This is a genomic window from Bartonella sp. AA83SXKL (assembly GCF_042196965.1).
In the GTDB taxonomy this organism is placed as follows: Bacteria; Pseudomonadota; Alphaproteobacteria; order Rhizobiales; family Rhizobiaceae; genus Bartonella.
On record NZ_JBHIRG010000001.1, the window covers coordinates 305912 to 332339 of the forward strand.

General features: G+C 38.0%; 25 protein-coding genes. 12 read left to right on the plus strand and 13 right to left on the minus strand.

Annotated features, from left to right (window positions below):
- Positions 1-258 precede the first annotated feature (258 nt).
- Positions 259-1878, minus strand: coding sequence for a bifunctional phosphoribosylaminoimidazolecarboxamide formyltransferase/IMP cyclohydrolase (gene purH, locus ACFINO_RS01115; RefSeq protein ID WP_375654855.1), 1620 nt, complete (start codon positions 1876-1878; stop codon positions 259-261).
- A 706-nt stretch (positions 1879-2584) separates the two neighbouring features.
- Positions 2585-3367, minus strand: a complete 783-nt coding sequence (locus ACFINO_RS01120) for an SURF1 family protein (RefSeq protein ID WP_375633588.1) — start codon at positions 3365-3367, stop codon at positions 2585-2587.
- 295 nt (positions 3368-3662) lie between these two features.
- Here ACFINO_RS01120 and rpmB point away from each other — a divergent pair, with 295 nt between their 5' ends.
- From rpmB to ACFINO_RS01140, 4 genes are all read left to right on the plus strand, one after another.
- Positions 3663-3980, plus strand: a complete 318-nt coding sequence (gene rpmB, locus ACFINO_RS01125) for a 50S ribosomal protein L28 (protein ID WP_375633587.1) — start codon at positions 3663-3665, stop codon at positions 3978-3980.
- A gap of 76 nt (positions 3981-4056) precedes the next feature.
- Positions 4057-4740, plus strand: coding sequence for a VUT family protein (locus ACFINO_RS01130; protein ID WP_375633586.1), 684 nt, complete (start codon positions 4057-4059; stop codon positions 4738-4740).
- Positions 4741-5296: 556 nt separating this feature from the next.
- Entirely contained in the window at positions 5297-6148 is an 852-nt protein-coding gene (locus ACFINO_RS01135; protein ID WP_375620949.1) for a DNA adenine methylase, read from the plus strand.
- A gap of 8 nt (positions 6149-6156) precedes the next feature.
- Positions 6157-7053 (plus strand): HaeIII family restriction endonuclease, encoded by an 897-nt coding sequence (locus tag ACFINO_RS01140; RefSeq protein WP_375620950.1) that lies wholly within the window; start codon positions 6157-6159, stop codon positions 7051-7053.
- 49 nt (positions 7054-7102) lie between these two features.
- Here ACFINO_RS01140 and cobT read toward each other — a convergent pair whose 3' ends face one another.
- From cobT to ACFINO_RS01155, 3 genes are all read right to left on the minus strand, one after another.
- The gene (cobT, locus tag ACFINO_RS01145) at positions 7103-8998 is read right to left on the minus strand and encodes a cobaltochelatase subunit CobT (RefSeq protein WP_375654858.1); all 1896 of its coding nucleotides are present in this window, start codon (positions 8996-8998) and stop codon (positions 7103-7105) included.
- Positions 8999-9012: 14 nt separating this feature from the next.
- The gene (gene cobS / locus ACFINO_RS01150; protein ID WP_375654860.1) at positions 9013-9993 is read right to left on the minus strand and encodes a cobaltochelatase subunit CobS; all 981 of its coding nucleotides are present in this window, start codon (positions 9991-9993) and stop codon (positions 9013-9015) included.
- Between the two features lie 202 nt (positions 9994-10195).
- A complete protein-coding gene (locus ACFINO_RS01155) occupies positions 10196-10816 on the minus strand; it encodes a J domain-containing protein (protein ID WP_375612239.1) in 621 nt (206 codons plus the stop codon).
- Positions 10817-10940: 124 nt separating this feature from the next.
- Between ACFINO_RS01155 and ACFINO_RS01160 the strand changes: the two genes are divergently transcribed.
- A complete protein-coding gene (locus ACFINO_RS01160) occupies positions 10941-11213 on the plus strand; it encodes a BolA family protein (RefSeq protein ID WP_375612716.1) in 273 nt (90 codons plus the stop codon).
- 18 nt (positions 11214-11231) lie between these two features.
- Here ACFINO_RS01160 and ACFINO_RS01165 read toward each other — a convergent pair whose 3' ends face one another.
- Positions 11232-12200 (minus strand): tyrosine recombinase XerC, encoded by a 969-nt coding sequence (locus ACFINO_RS01165; protein WP_375654862.1) that lies wholly within the window; start codon positions 12198-12200, stop codon positions 11232-11234.
- A gap of 3 nt (positions 12201-12203) precedes the next feature.
- On the minus strand, positions 12204-13025 hold the full coding sequence (locus tag ACFINO_RS01170) for a SapC family protein (RefSeq protein WP_375634358.1): 822 nt from the start codon (positions 13023-13025) through the stop codon (positions 12204-12206).
- A gap of 131 nt (positions 13026-13156) precedes the next feature.
- Between ACFINO_RS01170 and rimM the strand changes: the two genes are divergently transcribed.
- The 7 genes from rimM to ACFINO_RS01205 all read left to right on the plus strand — a co-directional run bounded on the left by rimM (position 13157) and on the right by ACFINO_RS01205 (position 19269).
- Positions 13157-13714, plus strand: coding sequence for a ribosome maturation factor RimM (rimM, locus tag ACFINO_RS01175; protein ID WP_375634360.1), 558 nt, complete (start codon positions 13157-13159; stop codon positions 13712-13714).
- Positions 13715-13998: 284 nt separating this feature from the next.
- Positions 13999-14697, plus strand: a complete 699-nt coding sequence (trmD, locus tag ACFINO_RS01180) for a tRNA (guanosine(37)-N1)-methyltransferase TrmD (protein WP_375612244.1) — start codon at positions 13999-14001, stop codon at positions 14695-14697.
- 209 nt (positions 14698-14906) lie between these two features.
- Complete coding sequence (rplS, locus tag ACFINO_RS01185; RefSeq protein ID WP_375639817.1) at positions 14907-15347, plus strand: 50S ribosomal protein L19; 441 nt, start codon at positions 14907-14909, stop codon at positions 15345-15347.
- Positions 15348-15817: 470 nt separating this feature from the next.
- Entirely contained in the window at positions 15818-16219 is a 402-nt protein-coding gene (sdhC, locus tag ACFINO_RS01190) for a succinate dehydrogenase, cytochrome b556 subunit (protein ID WP_375639816.1), read from the plus strand.
- An 18-nt stretch (positions 16220-16237) separates the two neighbouring features.
- On the plus strand, positions 16238-16624 hold the full coding sequence (sdhD, locus tag ACFINO_RS01195) for a succinate dehydrogenase, hydrophobic membrane anchor protein (protein ID WP_375612246.1): 387 nt from the start codon (positions 16238-16240) through the stop codon (positions 16622-16624).
- A 6-nt stretch (positions 16625-16630) separates the two neighbouring features.
- The gene (gene sdhA / locus ACFINO_RS01200; protein WP_375620955.1) at positions 16631-18475 is read left to right on the plus strand and encodes a succinate dehydrogenase flavoprotein subunit; all 1845 of its coding nucleotides are present in this window, start codon (positions 16631-16633) and stop codon (positions 18473-18475) included.
- A 14-nt stretch (positions 18476-18489) separates the two neighbouring features.
- The gene (locus ACFINO_RS01205) at positions 18490-19269 is read left to right on the plus strand and encodes a succinate dehydrogenase iron-sulfur subunit (RefSeq protein ID WP_005774220.1); all 780 of its coding nucleotides are present in this window, start codon (positions 18490-18492) and stop codon (positions 19267-19269) included.
- Positions 19270-20863: 1594 nt separating this feature from the next.
- Here the strand turns inward: ACFINO_RS01205 and ACFINO_RS01210 are convergent.
- From ACFINO_RS01210 to ACFINO_RS01235, 6 genes are all read right to left on the minus strand, one after another.
- A complete protein-coding gene (locus ACFINO_RS01210) occupies positions 20864-21115 on the minus strand; it encodes a hypothetical protein (protein WP_375654865.1) in 252 nt (83 codons plus the stop codon).
- A 1464-nt stretch (positions 21116-22579) separates the two neighbouring features.
- Positions 22580-23641, minus strand: a complete 1062-nt coding sequence (gene virB11, locus ACFINO_RS01215) for a P-type DNA transfer ATPase VirB11 (RefSeq protein WP_375634367.1) — start codon at positions 23639-23641, stop codon at positions 22580-22582.
- Positions 23616-24773, minus strand: coding sequence for a type IV secretion system protein VirB10 (gene virB10, locus ACFINO_RS01220; protein WP_375618344.1), 1158 nt, complete (start codon positions 24771-24773; stop codon positions 23616-23618). Before virB10 ends, virB11 begins: the two co-directional genes overlap by 26 nt.
- Positions 24773-25579 carry a P-type conjugative transfer protein VirB9 gene (gene virB9, locus ACFINO_RS01225; RefSeq protein ID WP_375606008.1) on the minus strand — a complete coding sequence of 269 codons (807 nt, stop codon included), beginning with the start codon at positions 25577-25579 and terminating at the stop codon, positions 24773-24775. The genes virB10 and virB9 overlap by 1 nt, the downstream gene beginning before the upstream one ends.
- Before the next feature lie 13 nt (positions 25580-25592).
- A complete protein-coding gene (locus ACFINO_RS01230; RefSeq protein WP_375606007.1) occupies positions 25593-26294 on the minus strand; it encodes a virB8 family protein in 702 nt (233 codons plus the stop codon).
- A partial coding sequence (locus tag ACFINO_RS01235) for a TrwH protein (RefSeq protein ID WP_375620961.1) occupies positions 26291-26428 on the minus strand: 138 nt, incomplete at its 5' end. The genes ACFINO_RS01230 and ACFINO_RS01235, both read right to left, overlap by 4 nt.

Consider the following 26428-nt stretch of genomic DNA (forward strand, 5'->3'; position numbering starts at 1 on the left):
ATGCATCTACATACAAGATAATATCCCTTTAACATTTTCCTCATGCGAAAGGGTAACCATTAAAAATATCAACAAGAACATCTTATCCCTAATCAATGGCTAAATTATGTGCATTTTCTGCGGTGATAAACTTCTTCACGTGTAGATTCTTTGGATTGAATAACTGCTTCCATTTCAACAGTTATCAATAGTCATACGATAATTATGAAAAATTCCTTGAAACATTTGTCTCATACGAAAAGAAAAGCAGCAAAATTATTAATGGCGGAAGTGACGTGTTCCTGTAAAAACCATCGCTAACCCCTGTGCATCAGCAGCGGCGATAACTTCTTCATCACGCATGGAGCCTCCTGGTTGAATAACTGCTGTTGCTCCTGCTTCAGCTGCTGCTAATAAACCATCTGCAAAAGGAAAAAATGCATCTGATGCAACAACAGATCCTTTTGTGAGAGTTTCTATTAAGCCTGCTCTTTGCGCACTTTCTGCTGCTTTACTTGCAGCAATTTTGGCTGAATCGATGCGGCTCATTTGTCCGGCTCCAATTCCAACTGTTGCGCTATTTTTCGCGTACACAATAGCATTTGATTTAACGTGCTTTGCTACACGAAAAGCAAATTGAAGATCACGCATTTCATCTTGAGTTGGTGCCCGCTTTGTCACTACTTGCAATTTAAGATCATCGACTACCACGTTATCACGTGATTGCACTAAAATACCTCCTGCAAGTGTTTTCGCAAGAAGTCCTCCACAGCGTGGATCAGGAACTCCACCTGTAATGAGCAAACGAAGATTTTTTTTCTTGGCAATAATTTCACGTGCCGCCATTGTGGCATCAGGAGCAATAATCACTTCTGTGAAAATTTTAACAATCTCTTCAGCACATTCCTCATCAAGGATTTGATTTAAAGCAACAATTCCACCAAATGCCGATACATTATCACACATAAAAGCTTTCAAATAAGCTTCTTTCAAATTTTCTCCTTCCGCAACACCACAAGGATTGGCATGTTTAATAAGAGCGACAGCAGCGGTTTTTTGCGGATCAAATTCTGCCACGAGTTCAAAGGCTGCATCTGTATCATTCAGATTGTTATAAGAAAGCGCTTTGCCTTGTAAAAGTTTTGCTGTTGCAATACCAAAACGTTTTTCATTATTGCGATAAAATGCTGCCTGTTGATGTGGATTTTCTCCATAGCGCATAACGTTTTCAAGATGACCAGAAAAACTCTGCCACGATGGAGTTTCAATTTCTAAATCCCGTGCAAACCATGATGCTATTGCCGTATCATAAGCAGCGGTGTGTGCATAAGCGCGCATTGCTAGCTGATGACGCATAGATAAGCTTAAACATCCATTATGCTGCTTTAATTCAGCTAGAATCGAATCATAATCTTTTATCGCTGTTACAACACCGGTATAAGCATAATTTTTTGCCGCGGCGCGAATCATCGCCGGTCCACCGATATCAATATTTTCAAGAATCGTTTGCCCATCAGCTCCCGAAAGGATCGTCTCTTCAAAAGGGTAAAGATTCACCACCAAAAGATCAATTCCATGAATGCTGTTCTTTTCCATAGCTTCCCTATGGTTAGGATCTTCTCTTACCCCTAACAAAGCACCATGAATCAAAGGATGGAGTGTTTTTACACGCCCATCCATTATTTCAGGAAATCCGGTAACTTCAGCAACATCTTTTACGGGTAAACCAGCCGCTATGAGGGTTTTGGCTGTTCCTCCTGTTGAAATTAATTCAACATTGTAAGTAGCATGAAGAGCTTGTGCAAAAGCAACCACACCCGTTTTATCAGACACAGAAAAGAGAACACGATGAACCCGATGAAGATCAGGTATGGGAAAATTTTTGGCAACAACACCCATAACAGAAGCCTTAAAAATGAAAGAGTTAAAATTCTAGTAAAACACGCTTATACGTTTATAGCATAAGCCTTTAGCAAAATACACTGAAAGGATAAACTGCCTTTTTAGAATATAGGATGACTCACCTTTTTCTATTATCCTGTAAAAACCTCTCATTTGAGGTGTGATGATAGGTATAAAAGTCGCGTTGAGAAATTAAATGTTTTTTTGTTGCTTATAATTCAATATCTCATCTTCATAGCAGTTGTGAAACAAAAAATGTATCCGTATGTTCTTTGCTATATTAGCTTTTATATTAGATGAAGGCGAAAGTATTGCGTATATCAATTGGAGTAATCTCTGAAATGGGAAACAATCTAATGAAGCAAGAATATAAAATTATAAAGGCAAAAATAGGTGCCTATCTTTTCTATCATTTTAAAATTTGGCTTTATGTTTTTCAAAAGCGTTTATGACAATTCTTTTTAAGAGTGAAGATAATGCATTTCTTCACATTTTTGGGCATTACATCTTTAATGAATCAACCCTATTTTATGATGTTTTTTTGATAAGAGTGTCGCGTAAATCTTTTGTGGATGGTATAAAGTTCATTGTATGCTTATGATCTTTAATTTAACAAAGGCGCAAGTTGGTAGCTTTTATTCTCTTTATCAGTTTTCAAGATTCTAAAAATTTTTGTTACTTGAGATGGAAGAGGTATTTTTTTTTAGTTTTTTTGCCGTAGCAGAAAAAGAAAACCTCCTAACACACCAGTAGCTAAAATAAACCACGTGATTGCATAAACGAGATGATTATTTCGAAAATGGATAATCGTAAGACCAACGACAGGAAGTTTTGCTTGTGGAGATGTTTTTCTGGCATCAATGAAATAAGGAGCAACAGTGGACAAACCAAGTTTTTGTGCCATAGCGGGGAGATCGCGCGTATACCATAAATTTTTGTCAGGATTATTTTTACGCGGGAAAAATCCATTTTTTTCACTCATGCGTAATAAACCTATAATCGTTGTTTGTTCTGTGTCTGTGGTAGAATTTTGCTGAGATAAGGCATTTGTATGTGATTGCTCTGTGTTTTGAAAATTGTTACGTTCATCCATGGGGATAAAGCCACGGTTGATAAAGATCAGTGTATTATCAGCAGTTTTTAAAGGAGTCAAAACCCAATAGCCTGTAGTATTTTGAGCGGCAGCAGTGACTAAAATATTTTTATCTGTTAAAAATTTTCCTGTGATAATAACAGGTTGATATTCATATTTTTCAAAAGTAACATCTGACCATTGATTTTTTGGAGGGGCTTTTATGGGGGGCAAATGAATGCGTTGATTGGTACTGGTGATAAGATTTGTTTTCCAGTTTAACCGTTGTACTTGCCATATACCTAATGCACTGAAGAGAAGAAAAAAACAAATACATAAAGTTCCAAATAAAAAAGAAGAAAAACGGCAAGAATTTCCCTGAAGCTTTGTCATAGGGGGCTCTTTTTTGCTCATGATTTGTGCTTCCTTTCGGGACAATAGGCTTTTATTCTAACATGTATATATTAAAAAAAACATTTTGTACGCGTTTTGGTGGAATTTGCACGCCTTATTGAGGAAAAAGATGAAAAATGAGCCAACAAGAGATGAAAAAGGTTTTATAAAAGACTTGACCTTTTGTTGTCGACCCCCTATTAGAAAGAAACTTCTCAATGATGCCCGTTCAAGGTTGCATTGCGCGTGTTTTGCGTTCATTGTGTCCTTTGGGTATGGGGATTTGAAAGTTTCTTAGAGTTTAAGGGTGAAGTTTATGTCTCGTGCATGTGAATTGACAGGGAAGACGGTTCTGTATGGTAATAATGTTAGCCATGCGAATAATAAGACTCGGCGTCGTTTTTTACCAAATCTTTGCAATGTGACATTGATTTCAGAGGTGTTACAGCAAAGTTATCGCTTGCGTATTTCAGCAAATGCGTTGCGTTCTGTTGAGCACCGCGGTGGTCTTGATGGTTTTTTGATTAAAGCAGACGATAAAGAGTTGTCACAACGTGCGCGTTTGTTAAAACGCCAAATCGTTAAGAAAAAAGCTGAGCAAGAAGGTGAGCAGAAGGCTGAACAAGCAGCGTAATTTTCAGCGTTATTGTTTTTGGCTTTTTTCTTTTTGATCGCTCTGTTTTATTGGTTCCATATCCCAGGTTAAAAAAATGTCTTCAAGCGGTCTTTTATTAGAACAGCAAAAGAAAAGGTATGTTGTTTTTTCTATTTTTGCAATGTGCCTTGCTGTCACGGCTTCTAATATTTTAGTTCAATATCCTGTCTATTGGTTTGATTTGAATGCGCTGTTGACTTATGGGGCTTTTACCTATCCATTTGCTTTTCTAATCAATGATTTGACCAATCGTTTTTATGGTCCATCTGCTGCGCGGCGTGTGGTTTATGCTGGTTTTTTTACGGGTGTCTTTGTTTCTTGGATATTGGCGACACCACGGCTTGCACTTGCTTCTAGTTTTGCATTTTTATTTGGGCAACTCCTTGATATTGTTGTTTTTACTCCTTTGCGACGTAAAACATGGTGGAAAGCACCTTTAGCAGCAGCGTTGGTTGGTTCAGCTTTGGATACAGTGCTGTTTTTTGCTCTTGCTTTTTCTAGCTCGTTTGCTGTTCTTGATAAGATAACAGGCTATGCTGATAGTTCACTAGTGGAGAGTACTGTTTTGGGAGGGATAGGCATGCCAGTTTGGTTATCGCTTGCTTTTGGTGATTTTTCGGTAAAAATTATTATGAGCCTGTTTATGTTGATTCCTTATGGAACAATTCTTAATATTGTAAAGCTTCCTCTTTATCAAAGTCCTTCAAAGGATGATTCTTCTTTTGTTTGTAACAAATAATGGTCTTTGTTCTTTTGTTTTGCTAAAGAAGAGGGGAGGGGAGTTATGTCCTCTAAGGGCAGAATTTAAGCGGATTTATAAGAGGTATTTTGATTCTTTTCTCAAGTTGTATTTATCCATACATCATCTATGCTTACGATGTGTAAGGAAATGGTTTTGACTGATTCAGTATGGGATAAGAGCATCTTATCAGCATTAAAAACAGATAATAAAGCTCTTATAAAGGATCAAAAATGTTTTGTTAAGAGTTGTGATGTCTTACTTATGATTATTTGAGCTATAAGAAACTTGGTTCTTATAAAGGAAAAAACATTTCGATATACATTTGGGTAGTATATAAATAGAAAAATAAATACCAATGGTATCAAGTCTTTTTTGACAGTTTTAAAATTTGGTTATACTGATATTTATCATTATTTTAGTAACAAATGTTTGTGCAGATATGTTAATGAATTTACAATTTGTTATAATGCGATCTCTGTAGAATTTGGCAAACGCTTCGAGTGTTTATTTTAGGTAATTGTAGGTTAGAAATGCGATACTTGGAGCTGATAGTATGAATAAAATGATAAATCAAACAGATCATACAGAGGCTTTATTTGATAATTTTGTATTAACTTCCTTGAAAAAACAGAGAGAGACTAGGGAGTTGCCTATTGTAAAATCACCTCTTCGTTATCCGGGAGGGAAAAGTCGTGCTGTTCCTATGATTATTAATAACTATATAAGGAAACAGAAAACTTTATGTTCTCCTTTTGTAGGAGGCGGTTCAATTGAATTAACCTTAGCAAAAAGAGGAACAAGGGTTTATGCTTATGATGCTTTTAAGCCGCTTGTTATTTTTTGGCAGATGCTTTTGAAAGATGCTTCAGCTCTTGCAGAAAAAGTGAGAGAATATGAAGATATGACTCCCGTAATGTTTTATAATCTCCAAAAAACTTTTGGGAATATTAAAAATCAATTAGAGATTGCTGCCGTTTTTTTTGTTCTTAATCGTTCTTCTTTTTCCGGAACGACACTTTCTGGTGGTATGTCTCCAGGACATCCCCGATTCAATTATCGTTCTATTGAACGGCTTAAAGATTTTAAGATTGAAAACTTCATAGTGGAACACAGAGATTTTACAGAAAGTATTCCTAAACACTCTAACGATTTTCTTTATTGTGATCCTCCGTACCTTATTAATCAAAAACTTTACGGTCACAAAGGCGATAAACATAATTCTTTTGATCATCAAGCTCTTGCTGAACTTTTGAGAAAGCGTCAAGGATGGGTTTTATCTTATAATGATTGTGTGGAAGTTAGAGAACTTTATAAAGGACATACAATACTTAATCCTGAATGGACTTACGGTATGGGAAACAATAAAAAATCAAATGAACTCGTAATTTTGAGTAAGGATCTTTAGGAAATTGCATGAATCAGGTAGAAAATGGAAAAGCCTTTGAATATGCTTTGGCTATGGGTTTTAAAAAAGCAACAAAGGCTTCTATAGAGTTTAATTCGTCTTTTCAAATAGCGGAGTCTTTTTATAATTTATTTAATGATACTGAAAAAAGGCTTTTAAATCTTGCTTCTATTGAAGCAGCCGTTTTTTTACAGTTACATGATAAAAATATTAGAAACACGAAAACTATTGTTCTTCAGGAAGATTTTGTTGGGATCAAAGGAGATGTCCGTGATATTATTTTAAAAGTTCCTGAAAATCCTATTGGTATTTCTGCAAAACATAATCATAGCGCTATCAAACATCCTCGCCTTTCCAGTAAAATAGATTTTGGTAAAGAATGGACAGGTTATTCTTGTAGCAGCGTTTATTTCAATGAGGTTAGGCCTATTTTTGATTATTTAGCAGAGCTTAGAGATAAGAAGATGTTCTTTAGAGATATAGAGGATAAAGACAGCAGAGTTTATCTTCCAATCCTAGAAGCTTTTTCTAAAGAACTTCAAAGGCTTTGTTTAGATTATCAAGATAAATTTGTGAAGCTATTGTTTCAGTATGTTATAGGTTCTTATGATTTTTATAAGATTATGATAGATACAAGATCTAAACAAAAACGGGTTATTATTCAGTCTTTTAATTTGAATGGCACTCTAGGATATGGTCGTAAATGGAAAATTCCAAGCAAAATTTTATCCGTTGCACTAAAACCAGAAAGTAAAAACAAACTCATTATAATTTTTGAAGATGGTTGGAGCATTTCTTTTAGGATTCATAATGCATCCAGTAAAGTAGAAGCTTCCTTAAAGTTCGATATTCAATTTGTGGGATTATCTTCTCAGGTTGTTAGTCATCAAATTCCGATGGTTTAATGATAGAGATAATTTTTTAAAATGTAATCGTTGCTGATTCAAGGCAGGTTTATTTCTTATGAATATGAGTTCTTTTATCACTAAAAAGTATTTCTAATTGTTTTGTTATGGCGTCGGCGAGTTCTTCAGCATTCATAATTGTTACAGCACGTTGATAATAACGTGTGACGTCATGACCAATTCCAATGGCAATGAGTTCGATAGGGGAGTGTGTTTGGATTTCTTGAATCACTGCGCGTAAGTGTTTTTCTAAATAATTGCTGGAGTTGACCGATAGTGTCGAATCGTCAACAGGAGCACCATCAGAAATGACCATGAGGATGCGACGTTGTTCACGTCGTGATAAAAGGCGTTGATGAGCCCAAATCAAAGCTTCTCCGTCGATATTTTCTTTTAATAATCCTTCTTGCATCATTAAACCTAAATTACGTCGTGCGCGACGCCATGGGGTATCAGCACTTTTATAGATGATATGGCATAAATCATTGAGGCGTCCAGGATTATGGAGTTTGTTTTGGGTAAGCCATAGTTCGCGCGATTTTCCCCCTTTCCAAGTTTTGGTGGTAAAACCTAAAATTTCAACTTTGACACCACAACGTTCAAGAGTTTGTGCCAAAATATCAGCACAACTTGCAGCAACGCTAATGGGGCGTCCGCGCATTGAGCCAGAATTATCAATGAGGAGTGAAACAACTGTGTCCCGAAATTGGGTGTTGCTTTCCATTTTAAAAGAAAGGGGTTGCATGGGGTCAATAATTAGACGTGGAAGCCGTGTTGTATCAAGATATCCTTCTTCAAGGTCAAAGTTCCAGTTGCGATTTTGTTGCGCCATCAAGCGGCGCTGGAGACGGTTTGCTAAACGTCCAACGATGTTTTGCAGATGATTGATTTGCTTATCAAGATAACGGCGTAAGTGATCTAACTCGTTTTCAGAACAAAAATCTGTTGCTTCCAAAATTTCATCAAATTGACGGGTGAAGATTTTATAATTGCCAAGTCTTTGCATTTGTTCCGAATCAGAAAAAAGGTGTTTGGGTTTGCTCGGCTTTTCTTGCCAAGGTCCATTTTTTTGCTCTCCGTCAGCTTGATCATTGTTGTTTGATTGTGTCGCTTGTGTTTTTCCATCATCTTGCACATCACTTTCTTGTTCAGTGCTGGTTTGTTCCTCACTTTGAGCGTGTTTTTTGTTGTTACTCTCTTCTTCTCTTTGGTCTTGAGGTTCACACGCATTTTTTAATTTTTTATTGTTTTCACTGTTAGAAGCTTCAGCTTGTTGCACTGTCATTTTGAGTGTAACAAGCATTTGGCGAACAATCTGTGCAAAAGCTTGTTGGTTGTAAATATAATGTGGGAGTTCATTGAGTTCTGCTGCTGCTTTTTGTTCGAGCTCTTTACGCCACAATTCTAAGACAGAACCCGCTTCTCTTGGAGCTGCGCGCTTTGTTATTTTTTCACGCAATAAAAGTGCAATCGCTTCTTGGATGGGGGCTTCACTTTGGTTGCTAATCTTATGATAATGGGCTCTTTTGTATTTATCGGCGAGCATGACATCAAGATTTTTTGCAAGTCCCTCCATGGCTAAAGTACCAATTGCTTCAACACGTGTTTGTTCGAGGGCATCAAAGATAGCACGTGCTTCTGATTCTGGTGGAGAAAATTGCATGTGAATGCGGTTGTCATGCCATGCTTTGCGCAGAGCCATGGAATCACCTAGTCCGCGGGTAATAGTGATGTCTTTATTCGTTGCGTATTGAGGTAATTCTGGTAAACGCGCGCAACTTTCGCTTAAAGATGGTCGGTTATGACTAAAGGAAACTTCAAGGTTGTTTGTGCCTGCAATTGCACGCATACAGGTGGAAAGTGCTTTTTTAAAAGCTTCAGCATTAAGAGTGTTGTTGGAAGAGTCCTTTGCCAGATTTTTGTTGTCGCCAATATCGGTAGCCATGAGTGACAGATTCCTTAAGGCGAAACACCATGAATGAGTGATTCGGAAAGCTCTTGTCCAAAGGCGCGTTGATAAAATTCTGCAACAGTGGCACGTTCGAGTTCATCACATTTATTGAGAAAGGTTAATCGGAAGGCAAAGCCGACATCTTGAAAAATTGTTGTATTTTCTGCCCAAGTGATAACGGTACGTGGACTCATGACAGTTGAAAGATCTCCATTGATAAAAGATTGGCGTACCATATCAGCAACATGAACCATTTGTGAAATTGTCTTTTTTCCCTCAGCCGTTTGAAAAGATTTGACCTTTGAACAAATGATATTAACCTCTTTATCATGGGGTAAATAATTGAGTATCGTAACAATAGACCAGCGGTCCATTTGAGCTTGATTGATCTGTTGGGTACCATGATAGAGACCGGTTGTATCACCAAGACCAATGGTGTTTGCCGTTGCAAAAAGACGAAATGCTGGATGGGGAGAGATGACACGGCTTTGATCAAGTAAGCTTAGTTTTCCAGAGGTTTCAAGAACGCGTTGGATAACAAACATAACATCGGGACGCCCCGCATCATATTCGTCGAAAACAAGAGCAATATTATTTTGATAAGCCCATGGCAAAATGCCCTCTTTAAATTCAGTGATTTGTAAGCCATCTTTTAAAACGATAGCATCTTTTCCTACAAGATCGATACGACTTACATGACTATCAAGATTAATGCGAAGACAAGGCCAGTTAAGACGTGCAGCAACTTGTTCAATATGCGTTGATTTCCCTGTACCGTGATAGCCAGAAACCATTACACGGCGGTTAAAGGTAAAACCTGCGAGAATCGCTAAAGTTGTTTGCTGATCAAAAAGATAATCAGGATCGATATCAGGAACATGGGGACTTTTTGTGCTAAAAGCAGGGACTTTCAGATCTGTTTCAATATGAAATAGATCGCGAGCACAAAGTGTAATATCGGGCAAATTTTCAACGGTAAGATTTGTCATTATGTTTCTGGAAGGGAGAGGACGCTATTTATTCATTAGAAACGATACAAGAGTTAAAGTATTTATGCAATGCTCTATAATGAGAGCCTTAGATATTGAAGAAAGATTTTTTTACGTATTCTATAATGTTTTGCAAAAAAAGTAACATTTTGCGCAAATAATGATGGTCTAAATGAAAATAGACTCATATAAGCGCATGTTTTCAGCACAAACCAGACTTTTTTAGCAAATTGTAAGCATGTAAAACATCACGAAAGCGCTCTTCTGAAGCACGATTACCACCATTGGAATCAGGATGGTGCTTTTTTACCAACTCTTTATATTTCATTTTGATGTCTTCTGCTGAAGCGTTTGCCTGTAGTCCCAGTGTATCAAAAGCTTTTGCTTCTAAGGGCTTTAATTTTCGTGAGAACTTATTGTTTGAATGCTGCCCAGTAAAAAGCGTGAAGGGATCGCGCATGCGATTTTGATAGGCAGCTGTGCCAGAGCGAATCTTTGCATAATTCGCGGCTGTTTTTTTCGATGTACCATTGCTCAGATCTGTAGGCCATGTCGGACGATGTCCTGTGAGAGCATCCTTTTGAAATTTTGCGATATCTTTATTGCTAAGACCAGAGAAGTAATTAAAATTTTTATTGTAGGCGCGTACGTGCTCAATACAAAAATATAAATATTGTCCTTCGTGATTTCGACCTGCTGGTGCTTTATGGGACCCTGTTTTTTCACAACCTTCCCACTGACACTGTTGTGCTTCTGGCTCAGCTTTTTGTTTTTTATTTGAGCTTATGCGAATTGAATCGAATAATTTAGATGTTATTGTCATATTATTGGTTTATGCAAAATTGATTAATTTTACAAGAATTGACTTTTGAAAAATTTGTTTTCACACTTATTCTATTATGAAAAAGGTGTATTTTTGCACGTTCATTTTGTTTGAGGAATGAAAAATGTTTATAGAAACAATAATTCAGAGAAAGCTTCAGGATGCTTTTCATCCGCAAAAGCTTGAAGTGATTAACGAAAGTCATCTTCATGAGGGACATCCTCATAATGAACATGCTTTTGATGGTAAAGGAGAAACACATTTTCGAGTGAAAATTTTATCTTCTTCTTTTTCTAATATGACACGCGTAGAAATACATCGAGCGATTTATAAAGTTTTACAAGAAGAGTTAGCTACTTGTGTTCATGCTTTGGCACTTGAGGTTGAAACACTCTAATTTTTTGATGAGACGTTTTTAGGAACGGGGATGGGCCTTTTGATAGATTTTTAACAAATGGTCTGTATCGACGTGGGTATAGATTTGTGTGGTGGAAAGACTAGCGTGCCCAAGAAGTTCTTGAATCGTGCGCAAATCTCCCCCCCGTGATAAAAGATGGGTGGCAAAAGAATGGCGCAGTGTATGAGGCGTTGCAGTTTCTGGTAAACCAAGGCTTGCTCGTAAGTTGCGTACAGTTTTCTGAATAATGGCGGGCTGTAGGGGACCGCCTCGCGCCCCGCGAAATATGGGTTGGTTATCCAATAAAGGATATGGGCAACATTTGAGATAATTTTGTACAGCTTCGTAAACAATTTTGATGAGAGGAACAAGGCGTGTTTTGCCGCCTTTTCCTGTTATAAATAAACTTGTTTTTTCAGGATCAGAAAATTGTTCTGGTGTGAGGCTTAAGGCTTCTGATATTCGCATTCCACAGCCATAGAGAAGCATGAGGACAGCCGCATTACGAGCGCTAATCCAAGGTTCATTTTCTAGCTGGTTTTCTTGTTTGACTATATGAAGTGCTGATTTGATCGCTAAAGGTTTTGGGAGCAATTTGGGGTGTTTGGGGCTTCGGATAAGTTGAGCCGCCGGAACATTGACGATTCCTTCACGTGATAGGTATTTGAAAAAAGAACGGATGCCTGCTACTCCGCGGCTTAAAGAGCGCGCACTTACATTGTTTGTACGCCGATAAGCAAGATAAGCACGCAAGTCACTGATGCGTAAATGAGCAAGATCTGTAAGGGTTGGTGTATGATTTAAGTGTTGACAGAGAAAAGACAAAAATTGCCGCGTATCACGTTCATAGGCTTGCACTGTTTGTGCTGACATACGACGTGTTTGGATAAGACACTCTAACCAATTTTTCCTTGCGTTTAAAATTGCATGGTCTGCTGGAATGAGAGGAATATTTTCATCTTTTCTCTTGTCGTTTTTGATAGGCATTATCTAGTTGAGAGTTTCTTTCTTTTTAGATTTTTCATCGTTAGAATGACCATTCTTGTTTTGGGGTTGCTCTTCACGATTGATAAGTTGCTTTTCACCTTTGAGAGAGAGTATTTTCACAAGATTGTGTGTTGACATCAAATGCGCAAAAATTAATCCTAAAAAGCCATTTTTATGAAGTTTGGCAAGTTGGCTTGCTGATAATTTATTCAATTTTTCTTCATCAACAACCCAAAAATGTTCCAATTGCGCTGAGAGACCTTTATCGTTTTTCACATTGATGGATTTTTGGCTTAGAAGATCCATTTCTACAAGAACATCAATAAACTCAGAGGTTTTCTCCATAGCGATTTTAAAACTTTCAAGAAAGCGAATACGTTCTTCCATAAAAGGAGAAATAGAGCCATCGGAATTAAAAAGTTCTGTTCCTGCAACTTCATTAAACATACCGGACTGTTGATCAAAGCAGACAGAAAGTTCTTTTTCATTGCTAATTTGTGCCAAAACAAAAGGATAGCGACGGACAAAAGCAGGAACATAAGTATTGTTTTTCCAACTTTTATCAGAAGCGATATAGTCATTTTCGTCATTAGAAAGACCGACAAGAGCTGCGGATGTGTAGTGCCGTTTTTTTTGTTCATCTTCGGCGCACATAAATAAAATAGGATAGTCTAGTGCTGCTTGAAAATATTCAGTACTTGCTAAAGGAACCCAATGAGTATCCTTGGCAAAAGACATATCACTTGGAGGAGCAAATTTTAGATTTTTATGGGAAATTTTGTTGATTGGTGTGATATCTTTGTAAAATAGCATAATATTTGCCATAAGACTTTCTCCTTTATTAATTTGTTTTTGTTACCAAGAAAGGTCTTTTAGAAGATTGTCTCATATGGCAACAAGATTGAATAGAAAACTATAAGATTGAAGGGTTCATTTTTGAGAGATAATATTTTTGCATGAAGTATAATAAAGAAAAGCTTAAAAATAAAGTCTATCTTGCCATTATTGGTATGCCTCATGGTATAAAAGGAGATGTTTTTGTTAAAATTCTAAGTGCTGAGCCACAGCGTTTCAAGTTTTACAGCACTCTTTATGATGATATGGGGCGTTCTTATGAAATTGTAACTCTTCGCATACAAAAAAATAAGGCGATTGTACGTTTTAAAGGGGTAGAAAATCGTAATGCGGCTGAGTCTTTAAAAGGTATTCGCCTTTATGTGGCGCGCGATCAATTAATTGATGATTTGATGGAGGATGAGTTTTATCAAGTCGATTTAATAGGCTTGTGTGTCCAAGATTGTGGGGGAAAAATCTTAGGTGAAGTGTGTGGTTTTTTTAATTTCGGGGCTGGTGATTTGCTTGAAATACGTTTGAATACAGGTAAAAGAGTTCTTATTCCCTTTAGTAAGGCGGCGGTACCAGAAATTTGTATGGATTCTGGTTTTCTTGTTGTTGATCCCATGGCCGCTGGTTTAATTGATGGGGGAGACAATGATAAAAAGGAAATAGCTTGAATCTAAAAATAAAGATGAAGGTAAAAAACAACAGATGAATTTCGTCAATAAAAAGTGGAATGTGTGAAAATATTAAAAATGCTCTTTTGAGCAGATATTGTAAGCACTTTATCTCGAAATAGTCCTGAATTTTTAGAGTCTTTTTTAGTGCAAGTATTTAGAAGGATCGTATTGAATATGGCGCAGATCAAGGAGACTCAAATTAACGCTATAGCGTTAAAAGTCTTGTTTGTGCTATTTTTGCTATTAAGAGTCTGTTTAAGAAAATAAGGATAAGAAATAAAATGAAGTTTCAGGCGCGCGTTTTAACCCTTTATCCTGAAATGTTTCCTGGTTTTTTAGGGTATTCTTTAGCAGGGCAAGCTTTAGAGCGTGGAATTTGGTCACTGGAGACGGTACAGATTAGGGATTTTGCTTTAGACAAACACCATAGCGTTGATGATAAACCTGCTGGTGGGGGAGCTGGTATGGTAATGCGGGCGGATGTATTGGCGGCTGCTCTTGATTGCTGTCCACAGGATTCGCCAAGATTGTTGATGAGTCCACGTGGACGCCCTTTTGATCAAGCTTACGCGCATAGCTTGGCTCGTGATACGGGTGTAACGTTAGTTTGTGGACGTTTTGAAGGGGTTGATGAGCGAGTCATAGAAGCACGAGAATTAGAAGAAGTTTCTATTGGTGATTATATTCTTTCAGGGGGTGAAACAGCTGCATTGGTTATCTTAGATGCTATTATACGTCTTCTGCCTGGAGTGATGGGGAATGCAGCTTCTGCAAGGTGTGAAAGTTTTGAAAATGACTTGCTGGAACATCCGCAATATACCCGCCCTTCTCTTTTCGAAGGGCGGGGTATTCCGCCTGTATTGCTCTCAGGTCATCACAAAGCGATCGCAGATTGGCGTCAAAGCCAAGCCGAATTGTTAACACGTCAACGTCGCCCTGATCTTTATGCGCGTTATAATAAAAATCATCAGAAAACTTGATTCATATGATAAGGTGGTGTATTGCATGGCTCTCTTTTTAGAGAGTTTTTTATAAAAGGTTTTCTGTAGTTCCAAAATTAAAATGAAGGAATGGTGTATTCGCTCCTGTGTAAGACATAGCCTAAAGAGCTCCTTATTCTTAATAAAGGCTTTTTTGGTAAGAGTTGAGCGCTCTGACTGTTCGATAAAGAACATGAAGGATAAAAGAAATGAATATTATCGCACAGCTTGAAGCTGAACAATGTGCAAAAATTGAAGAAAAGCGCCAATTTCCAGCATTTCAGCCAGGAGATACAGTCCGTGTCATGGTGCGTGTGACGGAAGGTACGCGGACGCGTATTCAGGCTTATGAAGGTGTTTGTATTGCGCGTTCAGGCGGTGGGTTGAATGAGACCTTTACAGTACGCAAGATTTCTTATGGTGAAGGGGTGGAACGGGTATTTCCTGTTTATTCTCCTTTGATTGAAGGTGTTGAGCTGGTGCGCCGTGGTAAAGTGCGCCGTGCAAAACTCTATTATCTGCGTGGCTTGAGAGGTAAAGCTGCGCGTATCGCTGAAAAGAGAGATTATCGGAAAAAAGCTGAAAAGGTTGTTGAGAAAGTAGAAGCAGCATCTGTCAGCACAGATGTTGAAAAGCAAGTTTCTGAGTAAAGATTATATCGGCTAAACTTTATGCAAAAGCGGCTTTTATGCCGCTTATTTGTGTCTTTCTTGATTCGTTTTGCCTTTTAAAAGGCTTGGAGGGGACATAAAAATGTTTAATCTATCAATTTTTCCTCTTTTTATTCTTAATCATGGGTGCAATTTAAGAGACCATTGCATATATCGTGGATACTCAAAAGGATAAGTTTAATCTGAAAAAATGTCTGTTTATATTTGGAAAAGATTTTAGACCTTTGACGTGAAGATAAAAGTGTATTAGATTAAGGCGAGTTTTGCGGATCATATCCGGAGAGTAATCGGTTTTTTTATGCGTGACCTTTAATCCGTTATTTGAGACAACCGACCTGTAATATCGGTATCTTGAGATGCCAAACAAGTAAAAACGAGAGAGTATGTTTAGTCGTTTTGCGCGAACTTTCTCGTTCATTGCGGTTGCAAAAACCAGGTCAGGATATTTTATGATAGAGACAACTAGGATAAAAGAGCGCCCTCGTTCCCCTCATATAAGTATTTATCGTTGGACAATTACTATGGCCATGTCCATTGCACACCGCATTACGGGTATGGCACTTTATGTTGGAACGGTTTTTCTTGCTGTTTGGTTAATTGCTATTGCGTGTGGCGAGGAGACATTTAGAACAGTTTACGAAATTTATAGTTCTTGGTTTGGATTGTGTATTTTGTTTCTTTATACTTTGGCAGGGGTTCATCACATGGTTGGTGGTGTTCGCCACATTGTTTGGGATCTGAAGCCTTGCTTTTTGGCAAAAGAAAAGGCAACAGTCACTGCTTGGGCGACAGTTTTTATTTCTCTTATTGTTACTTTTGCGATTTGGATTATTGGATATACGGTTGTTTAGCTGGGGGTGAAAAGAGACATGAAAAAAGATTTTCGAACGGAACTTGGAAAAGTACGGGGGCGTGGCAGTGCTCATGAAGGAACAGAGCATTTTTGGCTAGAACGTTTGACGGGGTTTATCAATCTACCACTTTTGATATTTTTTATTGTTCTTATTCTTTCGCTTGTGGGCAAGGATTATAGTATTGTGCGTGCACGGCTTGCACATCCTATTGTTGCTATTTTGATGGGATTGATGACTTTTTCGGTCCTTTATCATATGAAACTTGGTATGCAGGTGGTGATTGAAGATTATATTCCACGTGAAGGTTTTCGGATATTCTTTTTGACGTTAAATATTTTATTTTGTTTTCTCATAGGTGGTATCATTATTTTTTCTCTTTTGAAAATTGCATTAGGGGGTTAAACAAGTATGGCGGGTACAGGATCATCTCTGGGCGCTAAAGCAGGTAACGCCCCTTATCGCACTGTAGATCATAAATTTGATGTTGTTGTTGTTGGGGCAGGTGGTGCAGGATTACGTGCGACACTGGGTATGGCAGAACAAGGATTAAAGACAGCTTGTATTACGAAGGTTTTTCCAACGCGCTCACATACGGTTGCAGCACAAGGGGGAATTGCTGCATCGCTTTCAAATATGGGACCTGACAATTGGCAGTGGCATTTATATGATACCGTGAAAGGTTCTGATTGGTTGGGCGATACCGATGCAATGGAATATTTGGTGCGTAATGCTCCTGCTGCTGTGTATGAATTAGAACATTATGGCGTTCCTTTTTCGCGAACGCAAGAAGGCAAAATTTATCAGCGTCCTTTTGGTGGACATACGACACAATTTGGTGAAGGTCCACCTGTTCAGCGTACTTGCGCAGCAGCTGACCGTACAGGCCATGCCATTTTGCATACGCTTTATGGACAAAGCTTAAAGCATAATGCGCAATTTTTTATTGAATATTTTGCACTCGATCTCATCATGACGGATGGGGTTTGTACGGGGGTTGTGGCATGGAATCTCGATGATGGTACAATACATCGTTTTTCTGCCAAAATGGTTGTTCTTGCAACCGGTGGTTATGGACGCGCTTATTTTTCTGCGACATCGGCGCATACCTGTACGGGTGATGGTGGTGGAATGATCGCACGTGCTGGATTGCCACTTCAGGATATGGAGTTTGTGCAATTCCATCCGACAGGGATTTACGGTTCTGGCTGCTTAATTACAGAAGGAGCTCGTGGTGAAGGAGGCTATTTAATCAATTCTGAAGGTGAACGCTTTATGGAGCGTTATGCACCTTCCTTTAAGGATTTGGCTTCACGTGACTTGGTTTCGCGTTGTATCACACTTGAAATTCGTGAAGGGCGTGGCGTTGGACCTAAGAAGGATCATATTCATTTGGTTCTCAATCATATTGATCCTGCAATCTTGCATGAGCGTTTACCAGGGATTTCAGAATCAGCACGGATTTTTGCAGGGGTGGATGTAACAAAAGAGCCTATCCCCATCTTGCCAACGGTTCATTATAATATGGGTGGGATTCCTACCAATTACTACGGGGAAGTTCTCAATCCAACGGCTGATTCGCCTGATCGTATTCAACCAGGGCTGATGGCGGTAGGAGAAGCAGGATGTGCTTCTGTTCATGGTGCTAATCGCTTGGGGTCAAATTCATTAATTGATCTTGTGGTGTTTGGTCGTGCTGCTGCCATTCGCGCGGGTGAAGTTATTGATCGGAATGCAGAAATTCCACCCATCAATGAAGAAGCTGTTGACGAAATTATAGCGCGTTTTGATCGTTTACGTTTTGCACAAGGGGCAATACCAACAGCTGTATTGCGTGAAAAAATGCAACGCACGATGCAAGAAGATGCAGCAGTCTTCCGTACAGAAGATTCTTTGAAACAGGGATGTCAACGGATGAATAAAATCTGGGGGGAATTGTCGGATCTCAAAGTCACAGATCGTTCTCTGATATGGAATTCTGATTTGGTTGAAACATTAGAGCTTGAAAATCTCATGGCGAATGCAATCATGACTGTTCATTCTGCCGAAGCACGTTCAGAAAGCCGTGGCGCTCACGCTCGTGAAGATTATCCAGAGCGTGATGATAAAAACTGGCGTAAACATACGATTTCACATTTGTCAAAAGAGGGTAAGGTGACATTATCATATCGACCTGTCCATGTGGACCCGTTAACATCTGAAGCTGATGGTGGGATCGATTTAAAGCGCATTGCACCTAAAAAACGGGTTTATTAAGGGGAGAATGAAATATGGTACAAATTAAGCTTCCCAAAAATTCTCAAGTAAAACCGGGAAAGGTTTGGCCTAAACCTGAAGGTGCTACAAAGCTGACGGAATTTCACGTGTATCGTTGGTCGCCTGATGATGAGGAAAATCCTCATTTAGATACTTATTATGTGGATCGTTCTGCTTGTGGTCCTATGATTCTTGATGGGCTTTTGTTTATTAAAAACCATATTGATCCAACTTTGACACTTCGTCGATCATGCCGTGAAGGCATCTGTGGTTCATGTGCGATGAATATTGATGGAACCAATACATTAGCTTGTACCAAAGGGATGGATGATGTAAAACATCCCATTAAGGTCTATCCGTTGCCTTCCATGCCGGTTGTTAAAGATTTGGTTCCTGATTTAAAGCGTTTTTATGCACAACACCGAGTCATTGAGCCTTGGTTGCAAACAGTTTCTCCTGAACCTGCAAAAGAATGGTTACAAAGTCACTCCGATCGCCAAAAAATCGATGGCCTTTATGAATGTATTTTGTGTGCGTGTTGTCAGACTTCATGTCCAAGTTATTGGTGGAACGGTGATCGTTATTTGGGCCCCGCTGTTTTGCTTCAAGCTTATCGCTGGATTGCGGATTCACGTGATGAGATGTGTGGTGAACGTCTTGATAATTTAGAAGATCCTTTCCGCCTTTATCGTTGCCATACGATTATGAATTGTGCGCAAACTTGTCCAAAGGGATTAAATCCAGCGAAAGCGATTGCTGAAATTAAAAAACTCATGGTTGAACGCCGCCTTTGAAAATTTACTGATTGATCAAAATAAAGCGCAAGGTGGGAAATTGTATCTCCTTTTAGCAATTAAATCTCTAAAAGAAGATCGGCTGCTTATGGGGGCGCAGTAGCTATCATCATTCTAAAAGTGAAGTAATCCCTAAAAATTTAAGCAATTCTTGCAATGGCTGAGCAGAAAACTCATAGTTGAATATTATCTTTGAAAATTAACCGATTAATGAACAGTAAAAAGAAAAATAGAAAATTGTGCGTGTTTTTTGTGCCTCTTTGAGGCTTAATCTCTAAAAATTTATTGGCTTCTATAAGGCGGTTAGTATAGTTATTATTGCCTTTAAAAAGGCATTAGTCTTTCGAGTAAACTATACTTTAAATAGCGTTCTATGTAAAAACAATAAAATCAATATGCCATGTGTTTTTATTTTTATTAAATTCGCATCATAATTTATACTTTGACGCAGATTCAATTGATCATTTTTTATAAAAAAGATCACTCTGTATAAATATAGCACAAAAAATAAATGCTGATACAAATATTATAACGCATGTAAATTATTCATATGAAATACAAAGAAGTGATCATTATGACAGTTTGTCATTTTACGATACGTTTATTATAATATCGAAAACATTGCGAATATTCAGGATTAGGAATTTTTGATAACATCATTTATATATTTAAAGGTCATATTTTTTATTTTAAAGATTGGATTGTTAATAGCATTAAAAAACAAAATTTATAGTTCTTAAAAAATGGAGAACGTAAAATCCCTATCTATTGTAGAGATAGATCATACAGTTCAGGGGGAAGTAATTTAAAATTATTGTAACGTCATAGATTTAAATTCATTAAAGAGCAGATAAGACGTTTGAAAAATAGCAAATTTATAGGTTTCTCTAAAAATTTAGAAAACGATAGTAAGAATTCTAAGAACACATGTTGCGAATGTGGAATAAGCGGTGTTTGTAGGTTCGTTTGAGTTGAATAAATTCAATAATCAAAGAAAATATGTTGTATTTTGACGAGTTTCGGAGGTTTTGATTTTATATGTTTTTATCTATAAAAAATAGAGATTTCTAGGTTTAGATCTTATTTATTATGTTAGGGTATTTCATTGTTCTTGTATGTATGCTTAAGAAAGTTGTTTAAGCAGTAAAAGTGTTTTTTATTTTTCAGCATAAAAGATATTTCTTAACATGAAAAAGAGGTGTCCAAGTATTAACGGTATAATCAGTCATTGTTTTGGTATTTATTCTGTTGTGCCATAAAACACTATCGTATTTAGGATGTGGTAATTAGAGTGGTTAGAAGGTGAAATCTGCTAGGCGAGGGGGCGGGATTGTTTGCAGATTAGTTTGCGTGTTAAGAGGCTTCGTCCTTTGAGGTGTGATAGGTGGAGTCTGTTAGCCAATTACGTAAATGAGAGCGAAATCTACGTGGACAGGTTTTTAGTCTAATCTCTCTTATATTGTGATAGGAAATTCACATTAATAAGGACTACGACCGGTTACAGAAAACAGAAATCATTGCGAAAAAACAAGCGTGCTTATTTTAAAATTTTTAATATTTGTGATCATAATGGCATGCGAAATCTCCTGTAGTATCACGCAGCCCGTTCGTATTCTCGAGCCAAGAATTGTTCATATATCCTCTTCAATCTGATCTTCACGAATTGATGCAAGAGATGGGTACGAACACCTGTAAGAATAAGCAGATGCAAAGCCAGTTGTATCATTATTGTTGCTTTGCAGAGTGTTTGATAAAAATCTGGAACATTTCTCCAATTCATTGCCGGTTTATTAATGACTTTATGGCGTTGTTTTTCTAAAAGAGCTTTTGCTGTTGCAGCTTTCACTTATCAGATGGGAGTTAAGAGTGTTATGTATCTCTGTTGGCGTAATCTTTGAAAGTCGCTATACAGCCTCCTAATTTGAGGAGAATATGAAGCTGTAAAGGTGCAAACCAGTTTCCATTTTAGCATCATTTTTAAATTCTGCTTTACGACTTTTAAAAGCATCTAGAGTAATGTCTTTTAAATAATAGAGATTACGCATTGCTTCACGCTTTTGTTTCTCTCGTTCTTTAATAAGATCAAAACCCTTATGTAAAACAGAACGCCCCGAACCAAATACACTTTGCTTGTCAATTTACACGCTTGTTTTTAAGAAACCTTTCTTTAAGGTGCCTAAGCTTATTTCACTACAGAGCTCGTGGATGGTATAATGGTAAAGCCCCGATGAATAATATAAAATTTATAGAGCATCTCCATTTTTACACTTCATAAAAGAGCAAGTTGGGCGCCATTAGACACTTTGCAAACTCCCAATATTGTGACAATTTTGGGCATTTTGGATGGTTTATAAAAGGCATTTTTAGTGCTTTTTGTACAGTTTCATTCTATACGGCTTTATTTACTTATAATGTGCAAGAGACATGGTTTTGGTTAATAAACAGCTTTGAAATGAGAGAATCCTACGGTATTAAGATCTTTTATCCAACACGTAAAATAATGAACACTCTTTATAAGACAATGTGATGCATCTTAAGAAGAGTGATTGTAGATCTGTGCTTTTAGGAATTTTTGCTTTTTGAGGTGCAGAGAAGAGAGCAGGAATATTCAGAGTAGAGCTTACCTTATATAATCTATGGATATCGTCTTTAGGAGAGGGACATAAGCCACGTGATATGGTTAGCAAAGCTTGCTTAAGAGAAATTTGGTTGTTTACAAACAACTGGAGGTTAAGAATCTTTCTTCGTCCGAAGAAGACGTTGATATGCCACTATACTTTTTATTACCAAATAGAATGTGGTTTATGGATGCTAAATTGAAATGATAATTTATTTCGTATGAGGTTTTCCGTATTTGGAGATTGTTTGGTTAAAAAACACATTTATTAATCACTTGAAAATAGCACTTAGAATTTTTAAACGATAAGTTTTGGTCTTGATGACGATAATTGTTTGTGATGATCGAAAGTATCTATTTTACGAAGCTTTCATTGATAGGCGAATCAAAATTTATTCTTTTCTTTTGTTTAAATATTTATTTTGCAGCTATTTTTTCTTTTTTGCATCAAAGATACTTTTTCAAAAGGTAAATGGAAAGAATGATCAAAGGCAAGAGAATAGAGAGAGCCTTATGTATAATTTGATTTTCTCGTAGAGTTGTTGTCTATTAACTTTTTTCTTTTTTTCTTCATGAAGAGTGTAGAAAATCCATTGGAGAAGCAAAGAGAATAGGAAAAGTTAAAAAAATAGCCGTAACAACTAGTTACGGCTATTTTTGTTTGCTTCATATTACCGAGAGAGGAAGCTCCCCTTAAGCGATTTTTGATTTAGCAAAAATCGGGTCGTAAAAGACTTCAGAGAGTTTTCTATCTTTAAAGAACAACACTACGTCAACTGTTGTATAGAGAACGATTTTTATCATTTCTAACTCGAGTTGCCGGCCAATTTCTGATCTTTTAATCAAGGTGGCACATCGCTCAAATGTCTGCAAAGCGCTGTTGGCATGCGTTGTTGTAATCGATCCGGGATGACCAGTGTTGAGCGAATTGAGATATTCCCATGCTTCATTGCCTCGCAATTCAGCGAGAAAAATTCTGTCAGGCGACTGACGCATACACGCATCTAGGCATTCTTCAGCTGAAACACGACCTACATTGTTACCATAAATCATATGTACATGATTGGGATGATTGGGTAGAAAAAGCTCATGAACATCTTCAATTGTGATAATACGCTCCTCTACAGGGACCTTTTCAATTAAAGAGCGAGCAAATGTTGTTTTACCAGATCCTGTTTTGCCTGCGATAATAATGTTGCGTTTGTGAAGGACGCATTTTTCCAAAAATTCAAGAATTTTTCCCTCACGTTTACTTTGTAAGAGTTGAACTTCAAATGGTTCCAACCGTGTGAAGTCCTGCCTCGATAACAAGTTATTGGCTTCTTTTGCTGAAGGCTTATTAAAACTTACATCAGAAAAATCGTCAAAAGCCCCTTCTTCTTTGAGTTCTTCTAACGTCTTAACTATGAGAGAATGTTTACGAATTACAAAGGAAAGAGCACCATCAACAACAGCTGGTGTTTGTATAATTGTACCACGTTGCCCACCAGGCAAGAGCACATAATTAATACTTCTGGGAGCCATACCGTTATAAACGATAATAGCTGTAATAAGCGTTTGCAAAAAAGTGGTTGTTAACTCTGGTACGCTATGTACTTGCCAACCCTTAAAGCTTTTCGTCCATACTTCACAGGGGCGGCAAATCGATAATTCAGTGATCGTGGGATCTTCTAAAAAACAATCAAGCGGTTGCAGAAGCTGAAAAACTGCTTGATCTTTTTGTATCGGGTTAACGTGTGACGAGACTGTAGACATCGCTGAAATCCAGATCACGAGCAACAAAAATATTTACTCGTTCGCCTTGGTTTTTGTAAAGTGTTGGTGTGATATTGATGGAATTCTGAAGAACATCGATTGCTATAGATTCAGCATTCTGAGCTCCTTTATTTTGTGAGTTATCTTTATTTTCTTTGCTGCTTTTACCAACTTTTCCTCTTACCCATTCTCCTAAATCACCGATAATGCTTACCATAATTGCACTACCAAATCGTTCCCAAAAATGTCTGTCAACCCAGCCACCAATACCCGCTTCACCCAGAGGACCTGTGCCTGGTGAGTCAAGATTGACAACAACACCAGAAGGCGTTTCAATGCGTAACCATTGCACAAACACGCGCGTTTGTCCTTGTTGTATGCCACTTTGGTAAAAACCAACGACTTTAGAACCACGGTCAAGCAAAACAACACGTCCACTCGTGGAATAAATATCGCGTGTTAAATGACACGTCGTCATTCCGGGTTGTGATGTAATGATTTTTGTTTCTAACGTACAATCTATTTGCGTTCCTTGTGTAATCAAAAAGTCACGGTTACGAAGTTGCATCGCATGTGATTGACCTAAACGCACGGGCTGAAGGTTATCAAATAATACGCCATTACCTCTATCATTATTCGATGCTTTATTATTTGTATCTGTAGATCCTTCGCTACCACCGTTGTTAAGGCTAGAACTGAGCATACGCTTGCGTGCTAATTCTTCAGAATCTTGGAGCATATGTGGAGGAATGGCTGTTTGAAGAAGTTTACTCAAGGCTGGTGGAATATCCAAGTTTGAATCTTCTATTTGTGTTGATTTTTCTGCTTCTTCTACAATCTTTGGCTCTTCTATAATCCGAGGGACATAGTTTGGTATAATTTGCTGTACTATTTGTTGTGGTTTTTCTTCCTCAACCTCCACGGTATTACGCATTTTAAAAGCTTTCCAAGTCAAGGCAATCGGTATCGCTACTATGACAATAAGTCCTACCATTAACAATGCACGGGTACCTGGAATTGTCGGACGACGTTCAGAACCTAGTTCGGATCCTCCATAGGCACCTTCAATATGTTTTTGCTCGACGTTGTCCAGTTTTGTACCTTTTCCCTCTCCTTCCTTATTGTCAAACATCATTTTCCTCCTTTATTGATACGATAAACCACCGAAGATACTGTCCCTGTTGTGTTTGGTACGCCATTGGGGTCATAGGCTTCATTAAAAACAGCTAGAGCGCGTTTACCAAGCCGTATGAGCCATTTAGGATTGACCTTATGAACGGCGATAATATCATTAGAACTGCCGATAACGGTGCGTGGTATTAAGCTTTCATTGCCTTCAGCATCTACGACATAAATCGATGGCATATCCATGTTAGCGGGAAATTTGAAGTAAGTAATACGCCCATTGTCCCAAGCATTTATCGGAGCAATATCTTGGTGACCGCTCATGGTATAACTGAGATTATAGCCGTTGACGCTTTGGTGAAAACCACGTTCAATCGCAAGGCGTCGATTGTTTTCTTCTGACTTTTCATCGTTTGAATCGGGATAATGGAAAGCCAATTCATATGTTGATCCCGCACGGTCATTCCGAAATTGTAGTCGGAATTTATAACTCCGTTTGTCGGTTACAACGATGAGATTGGTATTGGCAAGTTCTGCTTTTGGTTTAATAAAAATATGCCGCCCTTTATGAGCAAAGGCATAGGCTTCAGAATCGCCAAAGGCATGAGTTATGTACTGTTCACCTTCTTCAAGAATAATATGTGTTGCCACACCAAGAACTGTTTCGATTTGAACCACATCGGCTTCGTTATATGTTATATAGCGAATGCGGTGATCATATTGTGAATTTGATGGACTTTTGAGCGCCTGCACAGGTACCGTATAAAGAGAAGAAAACGAAGACAATAGAACAACGAACGCAAGTTTTTTCATAACAATCAATTCCTTAATCATTCAACAGTATTTCTGGGTCAGAACGGTAACTTGTTACTTGAAAACCAAGGGGGTTAAGCAATCGATCAGATGATTTCATGGGTGCACCAACATAGGTGTAACCAATTGTTGCAATTTGGTGCTGTTTTGGTCCAGTAGCAGCACCGTTGCTGTCAAGTTGCTGAGTCGTAAAACGTACAGTTGCTTGACCGAGTCCATTAGGCTGGATTGATCGTACTTTAACTGTGATACGTGCTTTGTTGGAAAGCACTTTGTCCCGTGCATTTTCTCCATCATAGATTTTATAATATTCTTGTTGAACAGATGCCGCACTTAAAAGTGCTGTTGTGTCATAGTTCAGTTGAATAGTATCGTAGTCGTAAGTTTCGCGGTTAAGCACATATTGATTTAGCCAATATCTATCTACAACTTCACCATAGCTTTCTTCGTGTTCACGCATGATTGAGATAACATCAACTGCACCTGTCGTATTATCAACGCGCAATACTAAGGGAGTTGGAGCTGGTTGAGAAAATCCAACAACTCCACATATCATACCGAATAAGCCAAAAAGACCCACAGTACTCGCAACACGCCATGCCGTTCTGCGCGACCTTATAAATTCATTGATAAGATCACGTTCTAAGCCACGGCTTTCTTCATAATAACTTCTAAGTTGTTCGGCTTTCACTGGTTTTGCTTGTTTTGTTTTCATCTGTCTCCTCGCTTGATTTCGGCAGGGATTGTTTTATTAATAGGCACGCGGTTCCTGTCATTGGGCTGTTTTAGCTTTGGTGCTAATGCACAAGCCGATAAAAGGTTTGCAATCAAAATTATAAGTATGATCGA

Excerpts from the sequence above, each read along its gene's own strand:
- purH (WP_375654855.1), bottom strand. The coding sequence starts at position 1,878 with ATGGGTGTTGTTGCCAAAAATTTTCCCATACCTGATCTTCATCGGGTT.
- ACFINO_RS01120 (WP_375633588.1), bottom strand. The coding sequence starts at position 3,367 with ATGAGCAAAAAAGAGCCCCCTATGACAAAGCTTCAGGGAAATTCTTGC.
- rpmB (WP_375633587.1), top strand. The coding sequence starts at position 3,663 with ATGTCTCGTGCATGTGAATTGACAGGGAAGACGGTTCTGTATGGTAAT.
- ACFINO_RS01130 (WP_375633586.1), top strand. The coding sequence starts at position 4,057 with ATGTCTTCAAGCGGTCTTTTATTAGAACAGCAAAAGAAAAGGTATGTT.
- ACFINO_RS01135 (WP_375620949.1), top strand. The coding sequence starts at position 5,297 with ATGAATAAAATGATAAATCAAACAGATCATACAGAGGCTTTATTTGAT.
- ACFINO_RS01140 (WP_375620950.1), top strand. The coding sequence starts at position 6,157 with ATGAATCAGGTAGAAAATGGAAAAGCCTTTGAATATGCTTTGGCTATG.
- cobT (WP_375654858.1), bottom strand. The coding sequence starts at position 8,998 with ATGGCTACCGATATTGGCGACAACAAAAATCTGGCAAAGGACTCTTCC.
- cobS (WP_375654860.1), bottom strand. The coding sequence starts at position 9,993 with ATGACAAATCTTACCGTTGAAAATTTGCCCGATATTACACTTTGTGCT.
- ACFINO_RS01155 (WP_375612239.1), bottom strand. The coding sequence starts at position 10,816 with ATGACAATAACATCTAAATTATTCGATTCAATTCGCATAAGCTCAAAT.
- ACFINO_RS01160 (WP_375612716.1), top strand. The coding sequence starts at position 10,941 with ATGTTTATAGAAACAATAATTCAGAGAAAGCTTCAGGATGCTTTTCAT.
- ACFINO_RS01165 (WP_375654862.1), bottom strand. The coding sequence starts at position 12,200 with ATGCCTATCAAAAACGACAAGAGAAAAGATGAAAATATTCCTCTCATT.
- ACFINO_RS01170 (WP_375634358.1), bottom strand. The coding sequence starts at position 13,025 with ATGGCAAATATTATGCTATTTTACAAAGATATCACACCAATCAACAAA.
- rimM (WP_375634360.1), top strand. The coding sequence starts at position 13,157 with ATGAAGTATAATAAAGAAAAGCTTAAAAATAAAGTCTATCTTGCCATT.
- trmD (WP_375612244.1), top strand. The coding sequence starts at position 13,999 with ATGAAGTTTCAGGCGCGCGTTTTAACCCTTTATCCTGAAATGTTTCCT.
- rplS (WP_375639817.1), top strand. The coding sequence starts at position 14,907 with ATGAATATTATCGCACAGCTTGAAGCTGAACAATGTGCAAAAATTGAA.
- sdhC (WP_375639816.1), top strand. The coding sequence starts at position 15,818 with ATGATAGAGACAACTAGGATAAAAGAGCGCCCTCGTTCCCCTCATATA.
- sdhD (WP_375612246.1), top strand. The coding sequence starts at position 16,238 with ATGAAAAAAGATTTTCGAACGGAACTTGGAAAAGTACGGGGGCGTGGC.
- sdhA (WP_375620955.1), top strand. The coding sequence starts at position 16,631 with ATGGCGGGTACAGGATCATCTCTGGGCGCTAAAGCAGGTAACGCCCCT.
- ACFINO_RS01205 (WP_005774220.1), top strand. The coding sequence starts at position 18,490 with ATGGTACAAATTAAGCTTCCCAAAAATTCTCAAGTAAAACCGGGAAAG.
- virB11 (WP_375634367.1), bottom strand. The coding sequence starts at position 23,641 with ATGTCTACAGTCTCGTCACACGTTAACCCGATACAAAAAGATCAAGCA.
- virB10 (WP_375618344.1), bottom strand. The coding sequence starts at position 24,773 with ATGTTTGACAATAAGGAAGGAGAGGGAAAAGGTACAAAACTGGACAAC.
- virB9 (WP_375606008.1), bottom strand. The coding sequence starts at position 25,579 with ATGAAAAAACTTGCGTTCGTTGTTCTATTGTCTTCGTTTTCTTCTCTT.
- ACFINO_RS01230 (WP_375606007.1), bottom strand. The coding sequence starts at position 26,294 with ATGAAAACAAAACAAGCAAAACCAGTGAAAGCCGAACAACTTAGAAGT.